Genomic DNA, 18,094 nt, shown 5'->3' on the forward strand with positions numbered 1-18,094 from the left:
GTGGGAGCTGGTCAGCTCAGCCCTTCGAGGCCGGGCCGAACTTCTCGTCGGTCAACGGGCTCGGGACGACACCCTTGATGTCCGACTTCAACACCAGAGCGGGCGGGGAGTGCGAGATCGGGATCGCGGGGAGGTACTCCTCCATGATCCGCTTGTTGACGTCCTCGTAGAGCTTGGTGCGCTTGGCCTCGTCCGGCTCGGAGTTGGCCTTGGCCAGGTCGTCCTTCAGGGTGTTGCCCCACGCCGACACACCGGTGTTGAAGCGGTTGTCGGTGCGGCCGAAGAACGTGCCGACCCAGTTGTGCGCGGTGCCGTTGTCACCGGTCCAGCCGAGCAGGAACAGGTCCGGGATGCCCTGGTCGACGTCGGTCAGGTAACCGCCGTTCCACGGCTTCGTGACGACCTCGAGCTTGATGCCGGCGGCCTGCAGGTCACCGGACATCGCGCCGAACAGGTCCTTCGGCGACGGCATGTACGGACGCGTGACCTCGGACGGCCAGTAGAACTTCAGCGTCAGGTCGGAGGCGCCGGCCTCGGCGAGCAGGGACTTGGCCTTGGCGGCGTCGTAGCCGACGGCCTTGATGTCCTTGTTGTAGCCGTTGACGGTGTCCGGCATGAACTGCGTCGCGACCTTGGCGCCCTCGGGCAGCTGCGACTTGACGAGCTGCTCGCGGTTGATCGCGTACATCAGGGCCTGGCGGACCTTGAGGTCGGCGAGCTTCGGGTTGTTCTTCTGGTTGATGCCCAGGTAGAACACGTTGAACGCCGGGCGGATCGCGACGTTGAAGCCGTCCTGCTTCAGGCCTGCCCAGTCGGCGGCGTTCGGCAGGTCGTACCCGTCGATGTCGCCGGCCTTGAGCGCCTGCTTGCGGGCGGTCTCGTCCGGGATGATCTTGAAGACGATCTTGTCCAGCTTGGCCTTGGTGCCGTGGTAGGCGTCGTTGCGCACGAGCTCCACGGTGTTGTTGGCCTTGTCGTACTTGCCGAACTTGAACGGGCCCGTGCCGGTCGGGTGCTCGTTCGCGTAGGCCGGGTAGGTGAACGCGTCACCGGCGGCCTGGACGTTGTCCGCGTCGTACTTCTTCAGCGCCTCGGGGCTGGAGATGGAGAACGACGTGAAGCCGAGGACCGACGGGAACTGCGAGGTGACCTCGTTCAGCTCGATGACCGCGGTCTTCGGGTCCTTGGCGGTGCAGGACTTGTACAGCGAGGGCTTGTCCGGCGTGGTCGCGAACCCGCCGAAGTTGTCCAGCCAGTACTGCGAGACGGCGTCGGACTGGCCGGCACCCTTCTGGTTGTACCAGCGGTTGAAGTTGAAGCAGACGGCCTCGGAGTTGAAGTCCGTGCCGTCGTGGAACTTCACGCCCTCCTTCAGGGTGAACGTCCACGTCTTGCCGTCCGCGGAGGGCTCGTACTTCGTGGCGAGCGCGGGCTCGACCTCGGCGGTACCCGGCTTGAAGCCGACCAGGCCCTCGAACATCTGGCGGGAGACCCGGAAGGTCTCGCCGTCAGTCGCGTAGAACGGGTCGAAGAGCTTCGGCGCGCCGGCGGCGCCGAAGGTCAGCGTGCCGCCTTCCTTGCCGCCACCGCCTGAGTCGCGCTGGGATTGCGCGCAACCGGACAGGGCGAGCGCGCTGACGCTGAGGAAGCCGATCGCGGCAACCCAACGGCGGCGAGCCGTTACTGAGTGGACCATCAAACACCCCTTGGACAATCCGCACATCTCACGGTGTGGTCGCCGACGATAACCGTTGTAGATACCCCGTCCGGGCTTACTCAGGTCACGATCCGGCCACTAGACCAGGCATTCTGATACGTGCGGCGCACGGCCGCTGACCCAACGTGAGCACGGCAGATGCGTCGAACGCTCTCCTAGGCTGTAGAAACGACAACGACACGGGGAGGAGGTCGCATGGGCAGGCAGGTCGAGTTCCGCGTGCTCGGCCCCCTCCAGGTGCTCCTCGACTCCGACCCGTTGCTGGTCAGGGCCGGTCGGCAGCGGGCACTGCTGGCGTCGTTGCTGCTGCGCGTCGGCACCTCGGTGTCCGTGGACGAGCTCGCCGGCAACGTGTGGGGAGACGATCCGCCCGCTCGGGCGCGCGCGACCCTCCAGACGTACGTGATGAGGCTCCGGCAGCTGCTCGGACCGTCCGTGCCGATCAGGACCGTGCCCGACGGCTACCTGATCGACGTCGACGAGAAGACCATCGACCTGATGCGCTTCGAGCCGTTGATCGACCAGGGCGAACAGGAGCGCGCCGCCGGGAACCTGCAGGCCGCGTCGGCCGCGTTCACCGCCGCGCTGGGGCTCTGGCGAGGTCCGGCGCTGGTCGACGTGCCGTCGGAGGTCCTGCACCGCGACGAGGTGCCGAGGCTCGACGAACGCCGCCTGCACGTGCTCGAACGCCGCGTCGAGGTCGACCTGGAGCTCGGCCGGCACGGCGAGCTCGTCGCGGAGCTGTCCCGGCTGACGAGCGACCACCCGTTGCGCGAGCGGTTCTGGGCGCAGCTGATGGTGGCGCTGTACCGCTCGGGCCGCCAGAGCGAGGCGCTGGCCGCCTACCAGCGCGTTTCCCGGCTCCTGGGCGACGAGCTGGGCATCGACCCCGGCGACGAGCTGCGGCGCGTGCACAGCCAGGTGCTGTCCGGCTCGATCGGCGCGGTGACCACGACGGCCTCGGGTGCGCCGGTCGTCGCCGCGAAGCCGGAGCGGGTCGTCCCGTCGCAGCTCCCGGCGGACATCCCGGACTTCGTGGGTCGCGACGAGGCCGTGTCGCTGATCGTGGCGTTGCTGCGGACCGCGCAGGGTGTGCCCGTTGTCACACTGGCCGGGCCGCCGGGCGTGGGCAAGACGGCGCTGGCCGTGCACGCGGCGCACCGGATGCGCGCGGACTTCCCGGACGGCCAGCTCTACGTCAACCTGCGCGGCTACGCCCCCGGCCCGCCGCTCAGCGCCGTCGACGTGCTGCCGCGGTTCCTCCGCGCGCTCGGCACGGAACCCGACCAGGTACCGCTGGACCAGGACGAGCAGGAGGCGATGTTCCGGTCCACGCTGACCGGCCAGCGCGTGCTGCTGCTGCTCGACAACGCGTCGTCCGCCGAGCAGATCCGGCCGCTGCTGCCGGGGTCGCCGGGGTGCGCGGTGCTGGTGACGTCACGGGACACGTTGCGCGGCCTGGCCGTCTCGCACGCGGCGTCGAACGTGCGGCTCGACGTCCTCGACTGGCACGAGACGAAGTCACTCCTCGCCGGCATCCTGGGTGCGGGCGAGGTCGCGTCCCAAGAGGACGCCGCGCTGGAGCTGGCGGCCCTGTGCGCCCACCTGCCATTGGCTTTGCGCATCGCAGCGGCCAACCTCGTGTCGCGCCCCGAGCTGTCCATCGCGGACTACGTCGAGGAGCTGAGGGCGGGCAACAGGCTCGCCGCGCTGGCCGTCGAAGGCGACGAGCGGGTAGCGGTGCACGCGGCGTTCGACCTCTCCTACACGGCCCTGAAGCCGGAGCTCGCGCGGATGTTCCGGGTGCTGTCGCTGGTTCCCGGCACGGACTTCACGCCGGAGATGGCGGCGGCGCTGTCGGGGCTGACCACGCAGGACGCCCGCCGGCGCCTCGACCGCCTGGCCACCGCGAACCTGATCTCGAACCACGCGCCGTCGCGCTACCAGTTCCACGACCTGCTGCGCGACTACGCGGCCGAGCGCCTGGCGTTCGAGGAGGGCCGCGCCGACTCGCGGCTCGCGTTGCGGCGGCTGTTCGACTGGGCGGTGCGGTCGGTCGACAACGCCACGGCGGCGATGAAGTCGACGCTCTTCCGGTTCCCGCGCCCCGCGCCGCTGGACGGCGTGGTGCCGCGGACGTTCAGCACCAGCACCGAGGCGCTGGCCTGGCTCGACTGCGAGCGCGCCAACCTCGTCGCCCTGGTCGCCCACTGCGTCGAGCGGGACCCGGAGAACTCGCCGTGGCAGCTGGCCGACGCCCTGCGCGGCTACTTCTACACGCAGGGCCTCACCGCGGAGTGGCGCGAGACGGCCAAGGCGGGCCTGCTCGGCGCCCGCACGCCCCGCGACGAGCTCGGCCAGCTCGCGATGCAGTCGTCGCTCGGCACGCTGTACTGGGTGACCGGCCGGCACCGCAACGCGCTGGGCCACTACCAGCAGGCCATCGCGCTGCAGGAGACCATCGACCTGCCGGAGGCCGAGGCGGCCGTGCTGTCGAACGCGGGCAGCGTCCACATCGACCTGGGCGAGCTGGAGCAGGCCGCCGACCACCTCGAACGCGCCCTGGTGATCGCCCGCCGGGTCGGTGCGCCGCAGGTGCTCGCGAACGCCCTGTTCAACCTCGGCGGCGTCTACATGCAGCTCGGCCAGCTCGACCGCGCCGCCGCGACGTTCGAGGAGGCCTTGGAAGCCGGCACGCGCATCGACTCGTGGATCACGCAGGCGAACTCGATGCGTGCTCTCGGCGAGGTCTACGCGTCACGCGGTGAGCCGGAGTTGGGTGCGTCGTACTTCGTGCGCGCGAGCGAGCTGTACGAACGTGCGGCAGCCCGCAACTTCGGCCACACGATGCACGAGGGCATGGCCATCACGCTGATCATGCGCGGCCGCTACGAGGAGGCGGCCGTCGAGGCGTCCGCCGCCATGCGCATCGCGCAGGACCTGGAGAACGTGAAGAGCGTCTGCGACGCCCGGAACCTGCTCGGCCGCGCCCTGGAAGGCGCCGGCCGCCACGAGGAGGCCCTGGAGCAGTTCTCGTCGGCGCTCACCATCGCGGTCGAGACCGGCTACTCGTGGGGCGTCTGCTCGGCCCGCCGCGGTCTCGCATCGACGTACCGCGCTCTCGGCCGTTACGAGGAAGCCCTGGCGACGGCCACCTCGGCGCTGGACGAGGCGGGCCGGTCGCAGTTCCGCCTGGCCGAGATGGAGGTGCTGCTCGTTCTGGGCCGCACCCACCTCGACACCTCGGACGCGTCCGCCGCCCTGGACTGCGCGCTGCGTGCCGCCGCGGCCGGTTCCGACTCGGGCCACCGGTGGGTGTTCGGGCGCGCCCTGCAGCTGGCCGGCGACGCCTCCTCCGCGCTGGGCGACCACGCCGCGGCCCGCGCGCACTGGTCTTCCGCGCTGGACGTGTTCAGCGCGATCGGGACGCCCGAGGCTTCCGTCGTGCGGGCTCAGCTGCTCGACGTGACAACGTAGTCAGCCCTGGCCCTGGTCTCGTCGACCGCGAACCAGCCTCTTTCGTACTGCTGCCAGCGCAGGAAGTGCTCGCGCTGTTCCTCGCCGTCACGGGCGACGGCCCGCTCCAGCCTCACCCGCCCGTCGGGGTGGTCGACGAAGATCGCGCAGCTCAGGCGGGTGTTCGCTTTCCTGGCCGAGGAGAACCCCTCCAGGATGACCGTCCCGTGTGGAGCGATCGTGACCTCGTCGCCTTCGCCGATGCACGGAAACCCCTGGGACCAGTCAGTCTTCCGGTAGCGGCCCGGCGCGCCGCTCTCCACGGCGTCGAGTGCCCGCCACAGCCGGGGCCACCACCGCGTCGTCGGGTCGTCCCACGTGGCGAAGTGGTCGGTGCTGATCAGCTGGGCGCCGATCTCCTCGGCGAGCTTCCTCGCGAACGTCGACTTGCCCGCGCCCGACGGGCCGTCCACCGCGACCAGGCGTGTGCCGCCCAGCCGCGGTGGGGCCGCCACTACATGCTGCGGCGACCAGATAGCGCACGCCCCAGCGTGAGCTCGTCGGCGAACTCCAGGTCGCCGCCCATCGGCAGCCCGCTGGCGAGCCGCGTGACGGTGAGCCCCGGGAAGTCCCTGAGCATCCGGACCAGGTAGGTGGCCGTCGCCTCGCCCTCGGTGTTCGGGTCCGTGGCGATGATGACCTCGGAGATGTCGACCCCGTCGGTCGCCGTGCCGATCCGGTTGAGCAGCTGCCGGATGCGCAACTGGTCGGGCCCGATTCCGCTCAACGGGTCGAGCGCGCCACCCAGGACGTGGTAGCGCCCTCGGAACTCCCTGGTGCGCTCGATCGCCTGGACGTCCTTCGGCTCCTCGACCACGCAGACCAGGCTCAGGTCCCGCTTGGGGTCCCGGCAGATCCGGCACCTCGTCTCGGCGGAGACGTTGCCGCAGACGTCGCAGAAGACCACGCCCTCCTTGACCTTCTGCAGCGCGTGCTGGAGCCGCTCGATGTCAGCGGGTTCCGTGGCGAGGAGGTGGAAGGCGATCCGCTGCGCGCTCTTCGGGCCGACGCCCGGGAGCCTGCCCAGCTCGTCGATCAGGTCCTGTACCGGGCCCTCGTACATGGTGTTAGCCGAGCAGTCCGCCGAGGCCACCCTGGGCGAGCGGGCCGAGCTTCTGCTCGACCAGCTGCTGCGCCTTGGTGTTGGCGTCCTTGATCGCGGCGATCACCAGGTCCTGGAGGGTGTCGACGTCCTCCGGGTCCACGATCTTCGGGTCGATGGTGAGGCTCACGAGCTCGCCGCCGCCGGTGACGGTGGCCTTCACGAGGTCGTTGCCCGCGTTGCCGGTGATCTCGGTTTCGGCCAGCTGCTGCTGGGCTTCCGCCATCTGCTGCTGCATGTTCTGGGCCTGCTGGAGCAGGGCCTGCATGTCGAACTGACCGGGTTGCACCGCTGGTCCTCTCGGTGGGTGGTACTGGGTCTTCCGTGGGTCGCGTCCAGCGTACGGGTGCCGTTCGCGGGTGGGCGGCACGCCTGTCGCTCTGGCGGCCCCGACTCGGGCGTCAGGCCTTCTTCAGCGGGCGGGCACCCAGCTCGTCCGCCAGCAGCTTCAGCATCACCGATTCCGGGTCCTTCGCCTCGGGGGTGCTGTCCGGGTCCGCCGGGCGGGCGGCCTCGGCCAGCATCGCCTCTTCGTCGTCCGGTTCCGGCGGCAGGGGGTCGTCGGGCTCGGGCGGTTCCGGCGGGGGTGGGACGTCGTCCACCGGCGGGCGCGGTGCCGGGCGTTGCTGAGGTTCTGGCTGGCGGGCGTTCTGCGCCTGGCTCGGGCGGACCGGGGCCGGGCGGGACGCCTTGGCCGGGGCCGCGGCCTGGGGGGTGGCGCCAGGGGTTCCGTGGGTGCAGCGGACCTGCCAGGTGCCGCCCAGGACCGCGGACAGGGCCGCGGCGATGGCCTCGGTGTTGCGCGGCTCCGCCAGGCGGCGGGCCAGGGGGGCCGAGGTGTGGGTGATGGTGACGACGTTGCCGTCCACCTCGCTGACCACGGCGTTGGTCAGCATCGCCTCGGTGCTCCGGCTGCTGGAGCGGACCGCGGCCAGCAGTTCGGACCAGATCCGGCGGACCGCCGTCGCGTCCATCGCACCGGCTTCCGCGATGGGGGCGGGGGCGGGTGCCGCGACAGGAGCGGAAGGCGCGGCGGTGGCGACCGGCGCGGTCGGCTGTGCCTGCACCGGGGCCGCCACCGGGGTCGGGGTCGGCGCCGGTGCCGGGATCACGGCGACGGGCTGGGGTGCCGGGCGCACGGTGGCGGACTGGGGTGCCGGGCGCTGGGGTTCCGGCTGCCTCGGGGGGTCCGCGGGTGCCGGTTCCGTTGCCTGCTGGGACCTGCGGGTGAAGACCGGACCGCCGGCGGGGGCGGCGCTGTCACCCGAAGCGGCCGCGATGGCGGCCGGGGGGCGGCGTTCCAGTTGTTCCAGGCGCTGGAGCAGAGCCGCTTCGGACTGGCTCACCGACGGCAGGAGCATGCGGGAGACGAGCAGTTCGAGGAGCAGGCGCGGGGCCGTGGCTCCTCGCATGTCGACGAGGCCCTGGTGGACGATCTCGGCGTAGCGGGTCAGCGTCGCCGGGCCGATCCGTTCCGCCTGGGCCGCCATCGTGGCCAGCTCGTCCTCCGGAGCGCTGACCAGGTTGCGGTCCGCGGCGTCCGGGACGGCGCAGAGCAGGACCAGGTCGCGGAGGCGGTCCAGGAGGTCGCTCGCGAAGCGGCGGGGGTCGTGGCCCGCGTCCACCAGGCGGTCGATGGTGCCGAAGACCGCCGCGCCGTCGCCGGCGGAGAGGCCGTCGACCACGTCGTTGATCAGCGCCGAGTCGGTGACGCCGAGGAGCGTGATGGCCCGCTCGTACTTCACCCCGTCCGGGCCCGCTCCGGACAGGAGCTGGTCCATGACCGACTGGGTGTCCCGGGCCGAGCCGCCGCCCGCGCGGATGACCAGCGGGAAGACGGCCGGTTCGACGGCCACGCCCTCCGCGGCGCAGTTGCGTTCGAGCAGGGTGCGCATCACACCGGGCGGGATCAGGCGGAACGGGTAGTGGTGCGTGCGCGAGCGGATGGTCGGGAGGACCTTGTCCGGCTCCGTGGTGGCGAAGATGAAGATCAGGTGCTCCGGCGGCTCTTCGACGATCTTCAGCAGGGCGTTGAAGCCCTGCGTGGTGACCATGTGGGCCTCGTCGATGATGAAGACGCGGTACTTCGACTCGGCCGGGGCGTAGAAGGCCTTGTCGCGGAGGTCGCGGGCGTCTTCCACACCGCCGTGCGAGGCCGCGTCGAGCTCGACGACGTCGACGCTGCCGGTGCCGTTGGGAGCGAGGCCGATGCAGCTGTTGCACTCGCCGCATGGGTCGGGGGTCGGGCCCTTCGCGCAGTTCAGCGAACGCGCCAGGATGCGGGCCGACGAGGTCTTGCCGCAGCCCCGGGGGCCGCTGAACAGGTACGCGTGGTTCACCCGGCCCGCCGCCAGCGCGGTGCGCAGGGGGTCGGTCACGTGCTCCTGGCCGACGACCTCGGAGAACGTGGCCGGTCGGTACTTGCGATACAGAGCGAGCGCCACGCCGCAGACAGTACCGGTGGACCCCGACATGAAAAGGGGACCCCGTGCACCCACCAGAGCCCGCTTATCCTTGCTGCCTTCCGGCCCTGGGGAGGTTCGCGAGATGTGTGCCGCACGAGGTCCGACGCAAGTGTAGCGAACCCTCTAATTCGAACGCATGTTCGAGTTGCCCACAGCGTTGTCCCCACCTGTGGACAACGTCCGGCCGGTGGCGAGCATCAGCAGGTCAGGGGTCGGAAGATCGGGGATTCCGGTGTCCCGGAAACGCTTGCGGGCCCCCCAGAACGGACTCTTCAGCACGTGTTCCAGGGCAGCCCCGGCCGGTTCGGGCGGCATCTCGCGGACGCGGCCCAGCGGGCGGGCGACGTCCTGGCCGTGGACGAGGAAGTCGACCAGCGGGTCGATCGGGGACGCCATCGGAGCGCGCTTCGGGGAGGCGGCGGTCTCGCGGATCCGCGAGATCAACTCCGACCGGGTGAACCGTGCGGCGATCGCGCGGGCCTTCTCGTCCTCCATGCGCTCCCAGTCGAAGCGCGCTCTCACAACGCCGGTGAGCACGTCGCGCCAGCCCGTGCGGGTCGACGTGGTCAGGTGGGCGGCCATCTCCTGCGCGGTCCAGCCCGCGCAGAGCGTCTCCCGGCGCCACTCGTCGTCGGTCAGGTCCTCGAGGAGGTCGGCGACGCCCAGGCGTTCGGCCTCCAGCCACTTCATGATCATGATCGCCCCTCGACGGCGGCCAGCCTGCGGCGCAGGAAGTCCTGTTCGGTGTCGGTGCCCGCGAGCGCGATGGCCTCGCGGTAGGCCTGCGCGGCCTCGGCGTCGCGGCCCAGCCGGTGCAGCAGGTCGGCGCGGGCCGCCCGGTACGGGTGGTAGTCGCGGAGCTTGGGCTCGTCGGCCAGCGCGTCGAGCAACGCGAGCCCCGCCGCCGCCCCGTCGCGCATGGCGACCGCGGCGGCCCTGTTCAGCGCGACGACGGGCGACGGCGTCAGCCCGGCCAGCACGTCGTAGAGCGCCACGATCTGCGGCCAGTCGGTGCCGGCGAAGTCCGGCGCCTCGTCGTGCAACGCGTTGATGGCCGCCTGCACCCCGTACGGGCCGTATCCACCCGTCAGCGCGCGCTCGGCCAATGCGCTGCCCTCGGCGATCATGTCGCGGTCCCAGAGCGAACGGTCCTGGTCCTCCAGCAGCGCGGGACGGGCGTCCCGGCGCGCGTGGACGAGCAGCATCAACGCCAGCAGACCCGTGACCTCGCGGTCCGGCAACAGGTTCCGCAGGATCCTCGCCAGCCGGACCGCCTCGTCGGCGAGGTCGTCCCGCTGCGCCGCGTAGCCCTCGGTGAAGATCGAGTAGAGGGCTTGCAGCACGCCGGGCAGGCGTTCCGGGAGTTCGTGCGGGTCCGGCACGCGGAACGGGATGCGGGCCTGCTTGATCTTCTTCTTCGCCCGCACGATCCGCTGCTGCATGGTCGGAACCGGCACCAGGTACGCCCGCGCGACCTCCGGCGTCGTGAAACCGGCCAGGCACCGCAGCACCAGCGCGCCGCGGTCCTCCTCCGCCAGCGCCGGGTGCGCGCACGTGAAGAACAGCTCCAGCCGCTCGTCCGGCAACGACTCCCCCGCCGGCGCGTCGGCTCGCGAGAACTCGACCTGCAGCAACGCGAGCCGCGCCGCGTACACCCGGTCGCGGCGCAGGCGGTCGACGGCCTTGCGGCGCGCGGTCGTGAGCAACCACGCGCCGGGCCGGTCCGGCACCCCGTCCACCGGCCAGTGCCGCAGCGCCGCCTCGATCGCCTCGGAGGTGACCTCCTCGGCCAGGTCGAGGTCGCCGAAGCGCTTGACCAGCGTCGCGAGCAGCCTGCCGTGCTCCTCCCGGAACACCTGCTCGACGTTCACGGGATCAGAAGTCGAACTCGGCGATCGGCCGCACGACGACGGCCCCGCCGTCCCGCGAGCCGGGGCACTTCGCCGCCCACTCGAGCGCCGCGTCGAGGTCGGGCACGTCGATGACGTTGTAGCCGCCGAGCACCTCGCGGGTCTCGGCGAACGGCCCGTCCGTGACGGTCCGCCTGCCGTCCGGTCCGACCTGGACGGTGGTCGCGGTGACGAGGTCGGCGAGCGAGTGCCCGGAGACCAGGACCCCCGCGTCCCTCATCTCCTTCTCGTAGGTGGTCCAGTCCTCGACGGTGCAGCTCGACTGCTGGTCAGCGGCCGCGTGGATCAACAGCATGTACTTCACGGTTGCCTCCTGGGTTCGGTCTTACGGGATCACGACGAGCGGGTCCCCGCCAGATCGACACGGCCGCCGGACTTTTTCCGGCGACCCCCGTTTTGGGCCCCGGAACACCCGTCCGGTAAGGTTCTCCACGGAGGATTCGCATAGCGGCCTAGTGCGCACGACTGGAAATCGTGTTGGGTTCACCCCCTCACGGGTTCAAATCCCGTATCCTCCGCTCTCTCGAAGGGCGCCGAACGTTCACCGTTCGGCGCCCTTCTGGCGTTACCGTTGCATGATGCTGCCCGAAGAGCTGATGCTGCTGTTCATCAACCGGCAGAACGGAAAGCTGCACGTCGACTCGACGTCGGCGGAGAACGCGCTCGCGGGAGCCGTGCTCATCGAACTGGTGAACTCGGGGCGTGTCGCGTTCGAGCCCAACGGCAAGAAGCTCCAGGTCGTCGACCCGACGCCGCTGAGGGATCCGCTGCTGCAGCAGTCGCTGGCGAGGATCGACAAGCCGATGAAGCCGCAGAAGGCGGTCGAGCGCCTGCGGAAGAAGGTGCGGGACAACGTCATCGCGCAACTGGAGAGCCGTGGTGCCGTCCGGGTCGAACCGCGGAAGGTGCTCGGTATCTTCCCCGGCAAGAGCTACGTGATCACCGACGAGCCGGGGGCCGACGCGGTGCGCGAGGCCGTCGGCGAGGTCGCGCTCGGGTACCGGGGTGCGGATGCGCGCACGGGGTCGTTGATCACGTTGCTGTACGCGGTGAAGGCCGTGCACAAGGTGGTCAGGGGCGAGAAGCGCGATCTGACCAGGCGGGCCAAGGAGATCGCGGCCGGCCACTGGGCGGGCGACGCCGTGCGCAGGGCGGTCGAGGCGATCCAGGCCGGGGTGGTGGCCGCGACGGCGGCTGCCGCCGCCGCGTCGTCTGGCTGACGCGGCGACGGCAGCGGCCGAACCGTCAGTTCTCCAGGCAGTCGAGGATGTCCTCGAGGGCGAACACGACCCGGTCGACGTTCGCGTCACCCGTGGACGGGCGGGCGCGGACGATCTGCGGGTCGTGGTCGCTCGCCTGGTCGGCGAACTCGGCGTTGATGTGGACAACGTCGTAGCTCAAGCGCGTGATGTTCTTGCTCACCACGAGGTGGTCGAGCGTCTGCGAGTTGCCCTCGAAGACGTAGCTGTACCGCTCGTTGGTGGGCAGCGTGTCGATCAGCGCCTTGAGGTTGCCGTCGCCGGTGAGCGTCTTGAGCGCCGGCGAGAACTGGTAGTCGTTCAGGTCGCCCGCGAGGACGACGTTGGCACCCTTGTCGACCGCGCGGACCTGTTCCGTGAACGCCTTCAGCGCCGCGGCCTGCTTGGCGCGCTGCACCTCGGACGAGCGGTTCGGCGGCTGGTTGCGGCCGTGGATCGCCTCGTCGCCACCCTTGGAGTTGAAGTGGTTCGCGACGACGAAGACCGTGCGGCCGCGGAACTTGAACTCGCCGGCGAGCGGCTTGCGGCTGTTCGCCCACGCGTCGTTCAGCGGGTCGATCCGGCCCGGTGACACGGAAAGCGCCGCGCGGCCGTTCTTCTTCACGACCTGGACCGGCGTCTTGGAGTCGCCGCCCGGACGGTCCACGAAGGACACCCGCTGCGGGTTGAAGAAGAAGCCGACGCGGATGTTGCCGCCGGGCTCGCCGCCGTCCTTGAGGTTCTCCGGGTCGATCTGGCGCCACTGGTAGCGCGGGCCGCCCTTGGCGACGATCGCGTCCGAGAACTTCCGCAGCGTCTGGTCCGCCGCCACGACACCGTCGTTGGTGGCGCCGTTGTTGTCCTGGATCTCCTCCAGCACGACGACGTCCGGGCCGCGCAGGTTGGTCGTGACGCCGTCCGCGAGGCGGTCGAACTTCTCCTGCGGGTCGGACGGGTCGAGGTTCTCGACGTTGTAGGTCGCGACCGAGAGCTCGGCCTGCTTCTGCTGCGCGGTGATCTCGCGCTGCAGGTTGGAGGACGTGTGCGTGCCGAGCGTGAGCGCCGCCAGCGTGTAGCCGCCGAAGTTCGTGTACTCGAGCGCACCGACGGTCGCGCCGGCGAACACGTCACCGACGTTGGCGGCGGGCAGCGTGCCGACGGCCTTGATCTTCAGGCGGCCGCTGTTGGGCTGGTCGTAGCCGGTGTAGGTGGTGCCACCGCGCTGGTTGCGGTTCTGGTCGGGGTTGACCGTGACCCAGACCTCGCCGAAGGAGTTGCTCGGGCCGACCACGCGGGCGTCGTCGACCTGGACCAGCGTGCCCTCGAGCGACTCGAAGTGGTCGAGGCCGTACTTGGCGGGCTCCAGCGGGAGCTGCTCGATGCTGCCGCCCGGAGCGGGCAGGTAGCCGGCCGGGACGTTCTTCACGACGACCGGCGCCGGGACGGGGTTGCCCTTCGACACGGTGGTCGTGGTGGGCGAGGTGATCTCGGTGAGGGTCTGGTTGGAGCCCGTCTCGCCGCCCGGCCGGTACTCGGCGACCGTGCCGCTGACGAGCACGCTGTCGCCGACGGCCACGGTCGGCGCGGTGCCGGCCGTGTAGACGAAGACGCCCTCGCTGGTGCGCGGGTCGTCGTCCTGACCGGTGACGTCCTGGATCCAGAAGCCGCGGTCACCCGTGGCGCGCGTGCCGGTGACGACGCCGGGGACGTTGGTGACCTTCTGGCCGACCAGCGGCGAGACGCGCGTGACGCCCTGGACGTCGTGGATGCGCTTGTCGCCGGGGGTGGGGTCCGGGTCGGGATCCGGGTTGCCGCCGCCCGGGGTCTCGCCCTTGGAGTTGGTCGGGGTGGGCGCGCCGACGGTGAAGTCGGCGGCGTTGTCGTCGGTGTCACCCGCGGTGCGCGACGCCGAGGTCGTGTTGCTCAGGGCGCCCGTCGCGGCGCCCTCGCGGACGGCGGCCGAGCCGTAGCCGACGAGGTCCTTGACCCGCGTGTCGGCGGCGCAGTCGGCGGCCGTCTTGCAGGTGAGCGGCGCGGTGCCGCTGACCAGCGCGATGGTGCCGTTGGTGCCGCTCATGGCGATCGTGCCGGTGGCGTCCGGGGCCGGCAGCTCGACCGTGCCGCCCGTGCCCTTGGCCTGCGCGACGAGGAACGTCTTGCCGGGCGCGATCGAGCCGGTCAGCGGCGTGACGCCCCACTGCGTGGTCGTGCCGGGACTCGCCGAGATGTACTGGACGCTGAAGCCGTCGAGGGCGAACGGGGTGGCGCCCTTGTTGGCCAGCTCGACGAAGTCCTGCGTCAGCGTGGCGCCGGAGTTGCCGCCGCCTCCGTAGACCTCGGAGATCAACGCGTCGGTGCTGGGTGCGGCGACGGCGGGGGCGGCGGCGAGCACGAGTGCCGCCACCGCTGTGCCGACGACCGGCAGGGTGGGTCTCAAAACTTCCTCCAGGGGATGCGGCGGACCGACGCATCTTTCCCCGATCGTGTGAGCTTTGGTAGCCGTTGTTACTAACGGTTAACCGGTTGGCCCCTCAATCATCACTCGAACAAGTGTTCGATCATGGTGTATGCTCGCTCTCGGAACGCCGGCCTGTGGGCCCCTCCCAGGCACCGGCCGGCGTCCCTACAACTCCCGGAGTGGGGATTCCGGGCCACGAGCGCCGCTGCGCCGAGATCGTCAACGGACTTCGCTGCACCTGACCGCCGCTGAACTGGGCTTTCAGGTGCCGCCGACCCCGGACTGGACGCTCGACCAGCCGTTCCGCCACCTCGGCCACGCCCACCGCTGGGCCGGCTCGGTGCTGCGCGACAGACTTCCGGAGATCGACTTCTCCCGCAACGGCGCGCGGCTGCTGTCGTCGATGTGGGTGAACCGGTCGCGGCTCTCATCTCCCCCAAGGCGCGTTGAGCGGCCAGACGGGGTTGCGGCGGGCAGACGCAGACGGCATCGGATGGGACACTGGAGTCATGGGCGAGCAGCGGACGCTGACAGCAGCGGTGCACGAAGAAGAGGATTGGTACATCGCTCAATGCCTCGAAGTCGACGTAGCCAGTCAAGGGCAGACGATCCACGAGGCTCTGGACAACCTCCGCGAAGCGGTCGAGCTGTACCTCTCCGAGGTGCCCGAGCCAGCTGTGACCTCAACCCCATTGGTGACCTCGTTCCAGGTGCCAGGAACGGCCGCGTGAGTCCTGCGCTGTCGGACGTTGCCGTCCGCAAGGTCACTCGCGTCCTTGAGTCGCTCGGATTCGAGCACACCCGCACCAAAGGCAGCCACGCCGTGTACCGCCACGAAGACGGCCGCACGGTGATCGTTCCGATGCACGGCACCGTGAAGCGCGGCACGCTCGCCTCGATCATCCGACAGGCAGGCCTGACGCCCGCCGAGTTCCTCGCGCTGCTGTAGGCCTCCCTGTCCCCAGACATCGGCAACTGCGGTAACCGCGCAGGTCAGACGGTTACCGCAAGTGGTGTGGTTACCGATCGCCGCGGTGGTCCACTCGATCCACGTACGGACCACCCGAGCGGCAACGGTGCTGCTGTTGCTCGGTGGCCGAGCGAACGGTGATGTGGATCACGTGCTGGTCGAACACGGCGATGGCTGTCCAGTACCAGCACATCACGGCCTCGACTCGGCGAGACGTCGCTCAGCGCGTCGGCGGGCTGGCCCTAGGAGTCTGCCGAAACGGCTGACGGGGAGCAACGACGAGGACGGCGCGGTGGGGGCCGATTCCGGCCTAACGGCCACAACTGAGACGAAGACCGGGACGAAACGTCAGAGCCCCGGTTGCCATGATCGGCAACCGGGGCTCTGAGCAGCGGTGGCGGTGGGATTTGAACCCACGGAGGCTTTCACCTCACACGCTTTCGAGGCGTGCTCCTTCGGCCGCTCGGACACGCCACCGGTAAGAACAATACACAGCCCGATCCACCGGCTTAACGCTGGGTCCGGAAGAAGCGTTCCAGCAGGTCAGCGCACTCCTGCTCCAGCACGCCGCCCTGGACCTCGGGGCGGTGGTTGAGCCGGCGGTCGCGCACGACGTCCCAGAGCGAGCCCACGGCGCCCGTTTTGGGCTCCCAGGCGCCGAAGACGAGACGGGAGACACGGGCCAGGACCAGCGCGCCGGCGCACATCGTGCACGGTTCCAGGGTGACCGCGAGGGTGCAGCCGTCGAGGCGCCAGCCGTCGCCGTGGCGGGTGGCCGCCTCGCGCAGGGCCAAGACCTCGGCGTGGGCGGTCGGGTCGCCCAGCGCTTCGCGGGCGTTGCAGGCCTCGGCGAGCACCGTGCCGTCCGGCGCGTAGACGACGGCGCCGATCGGGACGTCCGCGCCCGACGCCGAGGCCGCGCGCAGGGCCGCGCGGACCATGTCCTCCGAGGTGGTCACGCTTCGATCGTGTCGAGCAGCTTCGTGAACTCGTCGATGAAGCCGATGCGCTGGGCGATCATCTGGAGCTGCTCGTCCGGGTAGAGGTCGACCTGGTCGACGATGATCTGGAGCTCGTGCGAGGGCATGCCGAGGTCGGAGAGGACGCCGAGGTCGCCTTCCGGCCAGAGCTCGTTGTCCTCCTCGTCCGGGGGGTCGACGCGCAGCAGGTCGAGCACGTCGGCCGCGATGTCGTAGTCGAGGGCGGCGGCCGCGTCCGAGAGCAGCAGCGCCACGCCGCCCGGCACGGGCCTGAGGATGATGAAGAACTCGTCGTCGACGGCGAGGAGCCCGAACACGGCTCCCGTCGACCTCAGCTGGCGCAGCTCCGTGATCGCCGCGTCCAGCTCCGACAGCGCGGAGCTGTCCATCCTGCTGCACCGCCAGCGGCCGTCCTCCCGGACCGCCGCGACCGCGAAGCCGTTGACCGGCTCCTGCTGTGTCATGAGCACACCGTAGGGCCCAGACGACCTTCCCGGTAGCCGAGGTGGTGGCACCATCGGTGGATGAGCACAACTACGCCGGACCCCCGTCTCGCCGGACTGCTCGAAGGGGCGCGCGTGCTTCAGCCCCGCACGGTGGCGCTGCGCCGTCAGATCCACAAGCACCCCGAGCAGGGCCTCCAGAACCCGAAGACGCAGGCGGCGATCCTGCACGCGTTGGACGGACTGCCGCTCAAGATCACGAAGGGCGAGTCGACGACCTCCGTCGTGGCGGTGCTCGAGGGTGACCAGCCGGGGCCGACCGTGCTGCTGCGCGGCGACATGGACGGGCTGCCGCTGCAGGAGGACACCGGGCTGCCGTACGCGTCCGAAGTAGACGGCAACATGCACGCCTGCGGCCACGACACGCACGTCGCGATGCTGGCTTCGTCCGCACGGCTGCTGGCGGACCGGCGCGACGCGCTGAAGGGGCGCGTGCTCTTCATGTTCCAGCCGGGCGAGGAGGGCCACCACGGCGCCCGGCACATGATCGAGGAAGGCCTGCTCGACGACGGCGTGGAGAAGGCGTTCGCCCTGCACATCACGTCCACGCTCAAGTCGGGCGTGGTGACGTGCCGGCCCGGTCCGATGATGGCGTCCGCGGACACGTTCCACGTGCACGTGAAGGGCCGCGGCGGCCACGGCGCGATGCCGCACAACGCGCTCGACCCGGTGCCCGCGGCGGCGGCGATGGTCGGTGCGATCCAGACGATGCTCGGCCGGCGGATCAGCGTGCACGAGCCCGCGGTGGTGACGGTCGCGCAGATCAACGCCGGCACGACCACGAACATCATCCCCGAGGTCGCGACCCTGGACGGGACGATCAGGACGTTGTCCGAGGCGACGCGCGCGCTCGTGCACAAGGAGCTCAAGCAGGCCGTGAAGCACACGGCCGCCGCCTACGGGTGCCATGCCGAGGTCAGCATCGTCCCCGGCTACCCGGTGACGGTGAACGACGACGCCGTCGGCAAGCACGTGGTCGACCTCGCGGCCCAGGCGATGGGCGCCTCGTGGAGCGAGCCGATGGAGTACCCGCTGATGGGCGCGGAGGACTTCTCGTACGTGCTGCAGAGGGTGCCGGGGGCGATGGCGTTCCTCGGGGCGTGCCCGCGCGGGATCGACCTGGAGGAGGCCGCCCCGAACCACTCGAACCGGGTGCTGTTCGACGAGGCCGCGATGGAGCACGGGGTGGCGATGTACGCGGCGTTCGCGTTGGACGCCCTCCGGTAGTTCGCCGC

The 18,094-nt window shown here is 70.5% G+C and carries 16 protein-coding genes, 2 tRNA genes and 1 other RNA gene; 6 read left to right on the plus strand and 13 right to left on the minus strand.

From position 1 onward, the window contains the following. Positions 1 to 16: 16 nt before the first annotated feature. Positions 17 to 1,696 carry an ABC transporter substrate-binding protein gene (locus BLQ91_RS16285; protein WP_090097651.1) on the minus strand — a complete coding sequence of 560 codons (1,680 nt, stop codon included), beginning with the start codon at positions 1,694 to 1,696 and terminating at the stop codon, positions 17 to 19. Positions 1,697 to 1,912: 216 nt separating this feature from the next. Here BLQ91_RS16285 and BLQ91_RS16290 point away from each other — a divergent pair, with 216 nt between their 5' ends. Then, positions 1,913 to 5,194: an AfsR/SARP family transcriptional regulator gene (locus BLQ91_RS16290; protein ID WP_090097652.1), complete on the plus strand. Its 3,282-nt coding sequence runs from the start codon at positions 1,913 to 1,915 to the stop codon at positions 5,192 to 5,194. Here the strand turns inward: BLQ91_RS16290 and BLQ91_RS16295 are convergent. From BLQ91_RS16295 to BLQ91_RS16330, 8 genes are all read right to left on the minus strand, one after another. Continuing rightward, positions 5,170 to 5,688 (minus strand): uridine kinase family protein, encoded by a 519-nt coding sequence (locus BLQ91_RS16295; RefSeq protein ID WP_245733473.1) that lies wholly within the window; start codon positions 5,686 to 5,688, stop codon positions 5,170 to 5,172. The genes BLQ91_RS16290 and BLQ91_RS16295 overlap by 25 nt on opposite strands. After that, complete coding sequence (gene recR, locus BLQ91_RS16300; protein ID WP_090097787.1) at positions 5,688 to 6,296, minus strand: recombination mediator RecR; 609 nt, start codon at positions 6,294 to 6,296, stop codon at positions 5,688 to 5,690. The genes BLQ91_RS16295 and recR overlap by 1 nt, the downstream gene beginning before the upstream one ends. 4 nt (positions 6,297 to 6,300) lie before the next feature. Further along, complete coding sequence (locus BLQ91_RS16305; RefSeq protein WP_090097788.1) at positions 6,301 to 6,603, minus strand: YbaB/EbfC family nucleoid-associated protein; 303 nt, start codon at positions 6,601 to 6,603, stop codon at positions 6,301 to 6,303. 133 nt (positions 6,604 to 6,736) lie between these two features. Then, positions 6,737 to 8,779, minus strand: coding sequence for a DNA polymerase III subunit gamma and tau (locus BLQ91_RS16310; protein ID WP_090097653.1), 2,043 nt, complete (start codon positions 8,777 to 8,779; stop codon positions 6,737 to 6,739). Positions 8,780 to 8,810: 31 nt separating this feature from the next. Next, positions 8,811 to 8,905: signal recognition particle sRNA small type (gene ffs / locus BLQ91_RS16315), an RNA gene on the minus strand. Between the two features lie 18 nt (positions 8,906 to 8,923). Further along, positions 8,924 to 9,496: a maleylpyruvate isomerase family mycothiol-dependent enzyme gene (locus tag BLQ91_RS16320; protein WP_090097654.1), complete on the minus strand. Its 573-nt coding sequence runs from the start codon at positions 9,494 to 9,496 to the stop codon at positions 8,924 to 8,926. After that, positions 9,493 to 10,671: an RNA polymerase sigma factor gene (locus BLQ91_RS16325; RefSeq protein ID WP_090097655.1), complete on the minus strand. Its 1,179-nt coding sequence runs from the start codon at positions 10,669 to 10,671 to the stop codon at positions 9,493 to 9,495. Before BLQ91_RS16325 ends, BLQ91_RS16320 begins: the two co-directional genes overlap by 4 nt. Before the next feature lie 4 nt (positions 10,672 to 10,675). Next, a complete protein-coding gene (locus tag BLQ91_RS16330; protein WP_090097656.1) occupies positions 10,676 to 11,014 on the minus strand; it encodes a YciI family protein in 339 nt (112 codons plus the stop codon). A gap of 129 nt (positions 11,015 to 11,143) precedes the next feature. Between BLQ91_RS16330 and BLQ91_RS16335 the strand changes: the two genes are divergently transcribed. Then, positions 11,144 to 11,228 (plus strand) — tRNA-Ser (locus BLQ91_RS16335). 60 nt (positions 11,229 to 11,288) lie between these two features. Continuing rightward, positions 11,289 to 11,930 (plus strand): GOLPH3/VPS74 family protein, encoded by a 642-nt coding sequence (locus BLQ91_RS16340; protein ID WP_176959773.1) that lies wholly within the window; start codon positions 11,289 to 11,291, stop codon positions 11,928 to 11,930. 25 nt (positions 11,931 to 11,955) lie between these two features. On the opposite strand, the gene BLQ91_RS16345 is transcribed toward BLQ91_RS16340, so the two are convergent. After that, a complete protein-coding gene (locus tag BLQ91_RS16345; RefSeq protein ID WP_245733475.1) occupies positions 11,956 to 14,385 on the minus strand; it encodes an endonuclease/exonuclease/phosphatase family protein in 2,430 nt (809 codons plus the stop codon). Between the two features lie 530 nt (positions 14,386 to 14,915). Between BLQ91_RS16345 and BLQ91_RS16350 the strand changes: the two genes are divergently transcribed. Together BLQ91_RS16350 and BLQ91_RS16355 are read left to right on the plus strand one after the other, a co-directional pair. Then, positions 14,916 to 15,137 carry a type II toxin-antitoxin system HicB family antitoxin gene (locus BLQ91_RS16350; RefSeq protein ID WP_090097658.1) on the plus strand — a complete coding sequence of 74 codons (222 nt, stop codon included), beginning with the start codon at positions 14,916 to 14,918 and terminating at the stop codon, positions 15,135 to 15,137. After that, the gene (locus BLQ91_RS16355; protein ID WP_090097659.1) at positions 15,134 to 15,355 is read left to right on the plus strand and encodes a type II toxin-antitoxin system HicA family toxin; all 222 of its coding nucleotides are present in this window, start codon (positions 15,134 to 15,136) and stop codon (positions 15,353 to 15,355) included. Before BLQ91_RS16350 ends, BLQ91_RS16355 begins: the two co-directional genes overlap by 4 nt. Positions 15,356 to 15,768: 413 nt before the next feature. Here BLQ91_RS16355 and BLQ91_RS16360 read toward each other — a convergent pair. The 3 genes from BLQ91_RS16360 to BLQ91_RS16370 all read right to left on the minus strand — a co-directional run bounded on the left by BLQ91_RS16360 (position 15,769) and on the right by BLQ91_RS16370 (position 16,820). Next, a tRNA-Ser gene (locus tag BLQ91_RS16360) sits at positions 15,769 to 15,853 on the minus strand. Between the two features lie 32 nt (positions 15,854 to 15,885). Beyond that, complete coding sequence (locus BLQ91_RS16365; protein WP_090097790.1) at positions 15,886 to 16,317, minus strand: nucleoside deaminase; 432 nt, start codon at positions 16,315 to 16,317, stop codon at positions 15,886 to 15,888. Positions 16,318 to 16,331: 14 nt separating this feature from the next. Beyond that, positions 16,332 to 16,820 carry a tRNA adenosine deaminase-associated protein gene (locus BLQ91_RS16370; RefSeq protein ID WP_176959774.1) on the minus strand — a complete coding sequence of 163 codons (489 nt, stop codon included), beginning with the start codon at positions 16,818 to 16,820 and terminating at the stop codon, positions 16,332 to 16,334. 60 nt (positions 16,821 to 16,880) lie between these two features. Here BLQ91_RS16370 and BLQ91_RS16375 point away from each other — a divergent pair, with 60 nt between their 5' ends. Next, a complete protein-coding gene (locus tag BLQ91_RS16375; protein ID WP_090097661.1) occupies positions 16,881 to 18,086 on the plus strand; it encodes a M20 metallopeptidase family protein in 1,206 nt (401 codons plus the stop codon). Positions 18,087 to 18,094: the final 8 nt, after the last annotated feature.

This window comes from Lentzea jiangxiensis (assembly GCF_900104175.1).
In the GTDB taxonomy this organism is placed as follows: domain Bacteria; phylum Actinomycetota; class Actinomycetes; order Mycobacteriales; family Pseudonocardiaceae; genus Lentzea; species Lentzea jiangxiensis.

Coding starts and splice junctions, on each gene's coding strand:
- BLQ91_RS16285 (WP_090097651.1), bottom strand. CDS start 1,696: ATGGTCCACTCAGTAACGGCTCGCCGCCGTTGGGTTGCCGCGATCGGC.
- BLQ91_RS16290 (WP_090097652.1), top strand. CDS start 1,913: ATGGGCAGGCAGGTCGAGTTCCGCGTGCTCGGCCCCCTCCAGGTGCTC.
- BLQ91_RS16350 (WP_090097658.1), top strand. CDS start 14,916: ATGGGCGAGCAGCGGACGCTGACAGCAGCGGTGCACGAAGAAGAGGAT.
- recR (WP_090097787.1), bottom strand. CDS start 6,296: ATGTACGAGGGCCCGGTACAGGACCTGATCGACGAGCTGGGCAGGCTC.
- BLQ91_RS16375 (WP_090097661.1), top strand. CDS start 16,881: ATGAGCACAACTACGCCGGACCCCCGTCTCGCCGGACTGCTCGAAGGG.
- BLQ91_RS16370 (WP_176959774.1), bottom strand. CDS start 16,820: ATGACACAGCAGGAGCCGGTCAACGGCTTCGCGGTCGCGGCGGTCCGG.
- BLQ91_RS16365 (WP_090097790.1), bottom strand. CDS start 16,317: ATGGTCCGCGCGGCCCTGCGCGCGGCCTCGGCGTCGGGCGCGGACGTC.
- BLQ91_RS16320 (WP_090097654.1), bottom strand. CDS start 9,496: ATGATCATGAAGTGGCTGGAGGCCGAACGCCTGGGCGTCGCCGACCTC.
- BLQ91_RS16305 (WP_090097788.1), bottom strand. CDS start 6,603: ATGCAGGCCCTGCTCCAGCAGGCCCAGAACATGCAGCAGCAGATGGCG.
- BLQ91_RS16340 (WP_176959773.1), top strand. CDS start 11,289: ATGCTGCCCGAAGAGCTGATGCTGCTGTTCATCAACCGGCAGAACGGA.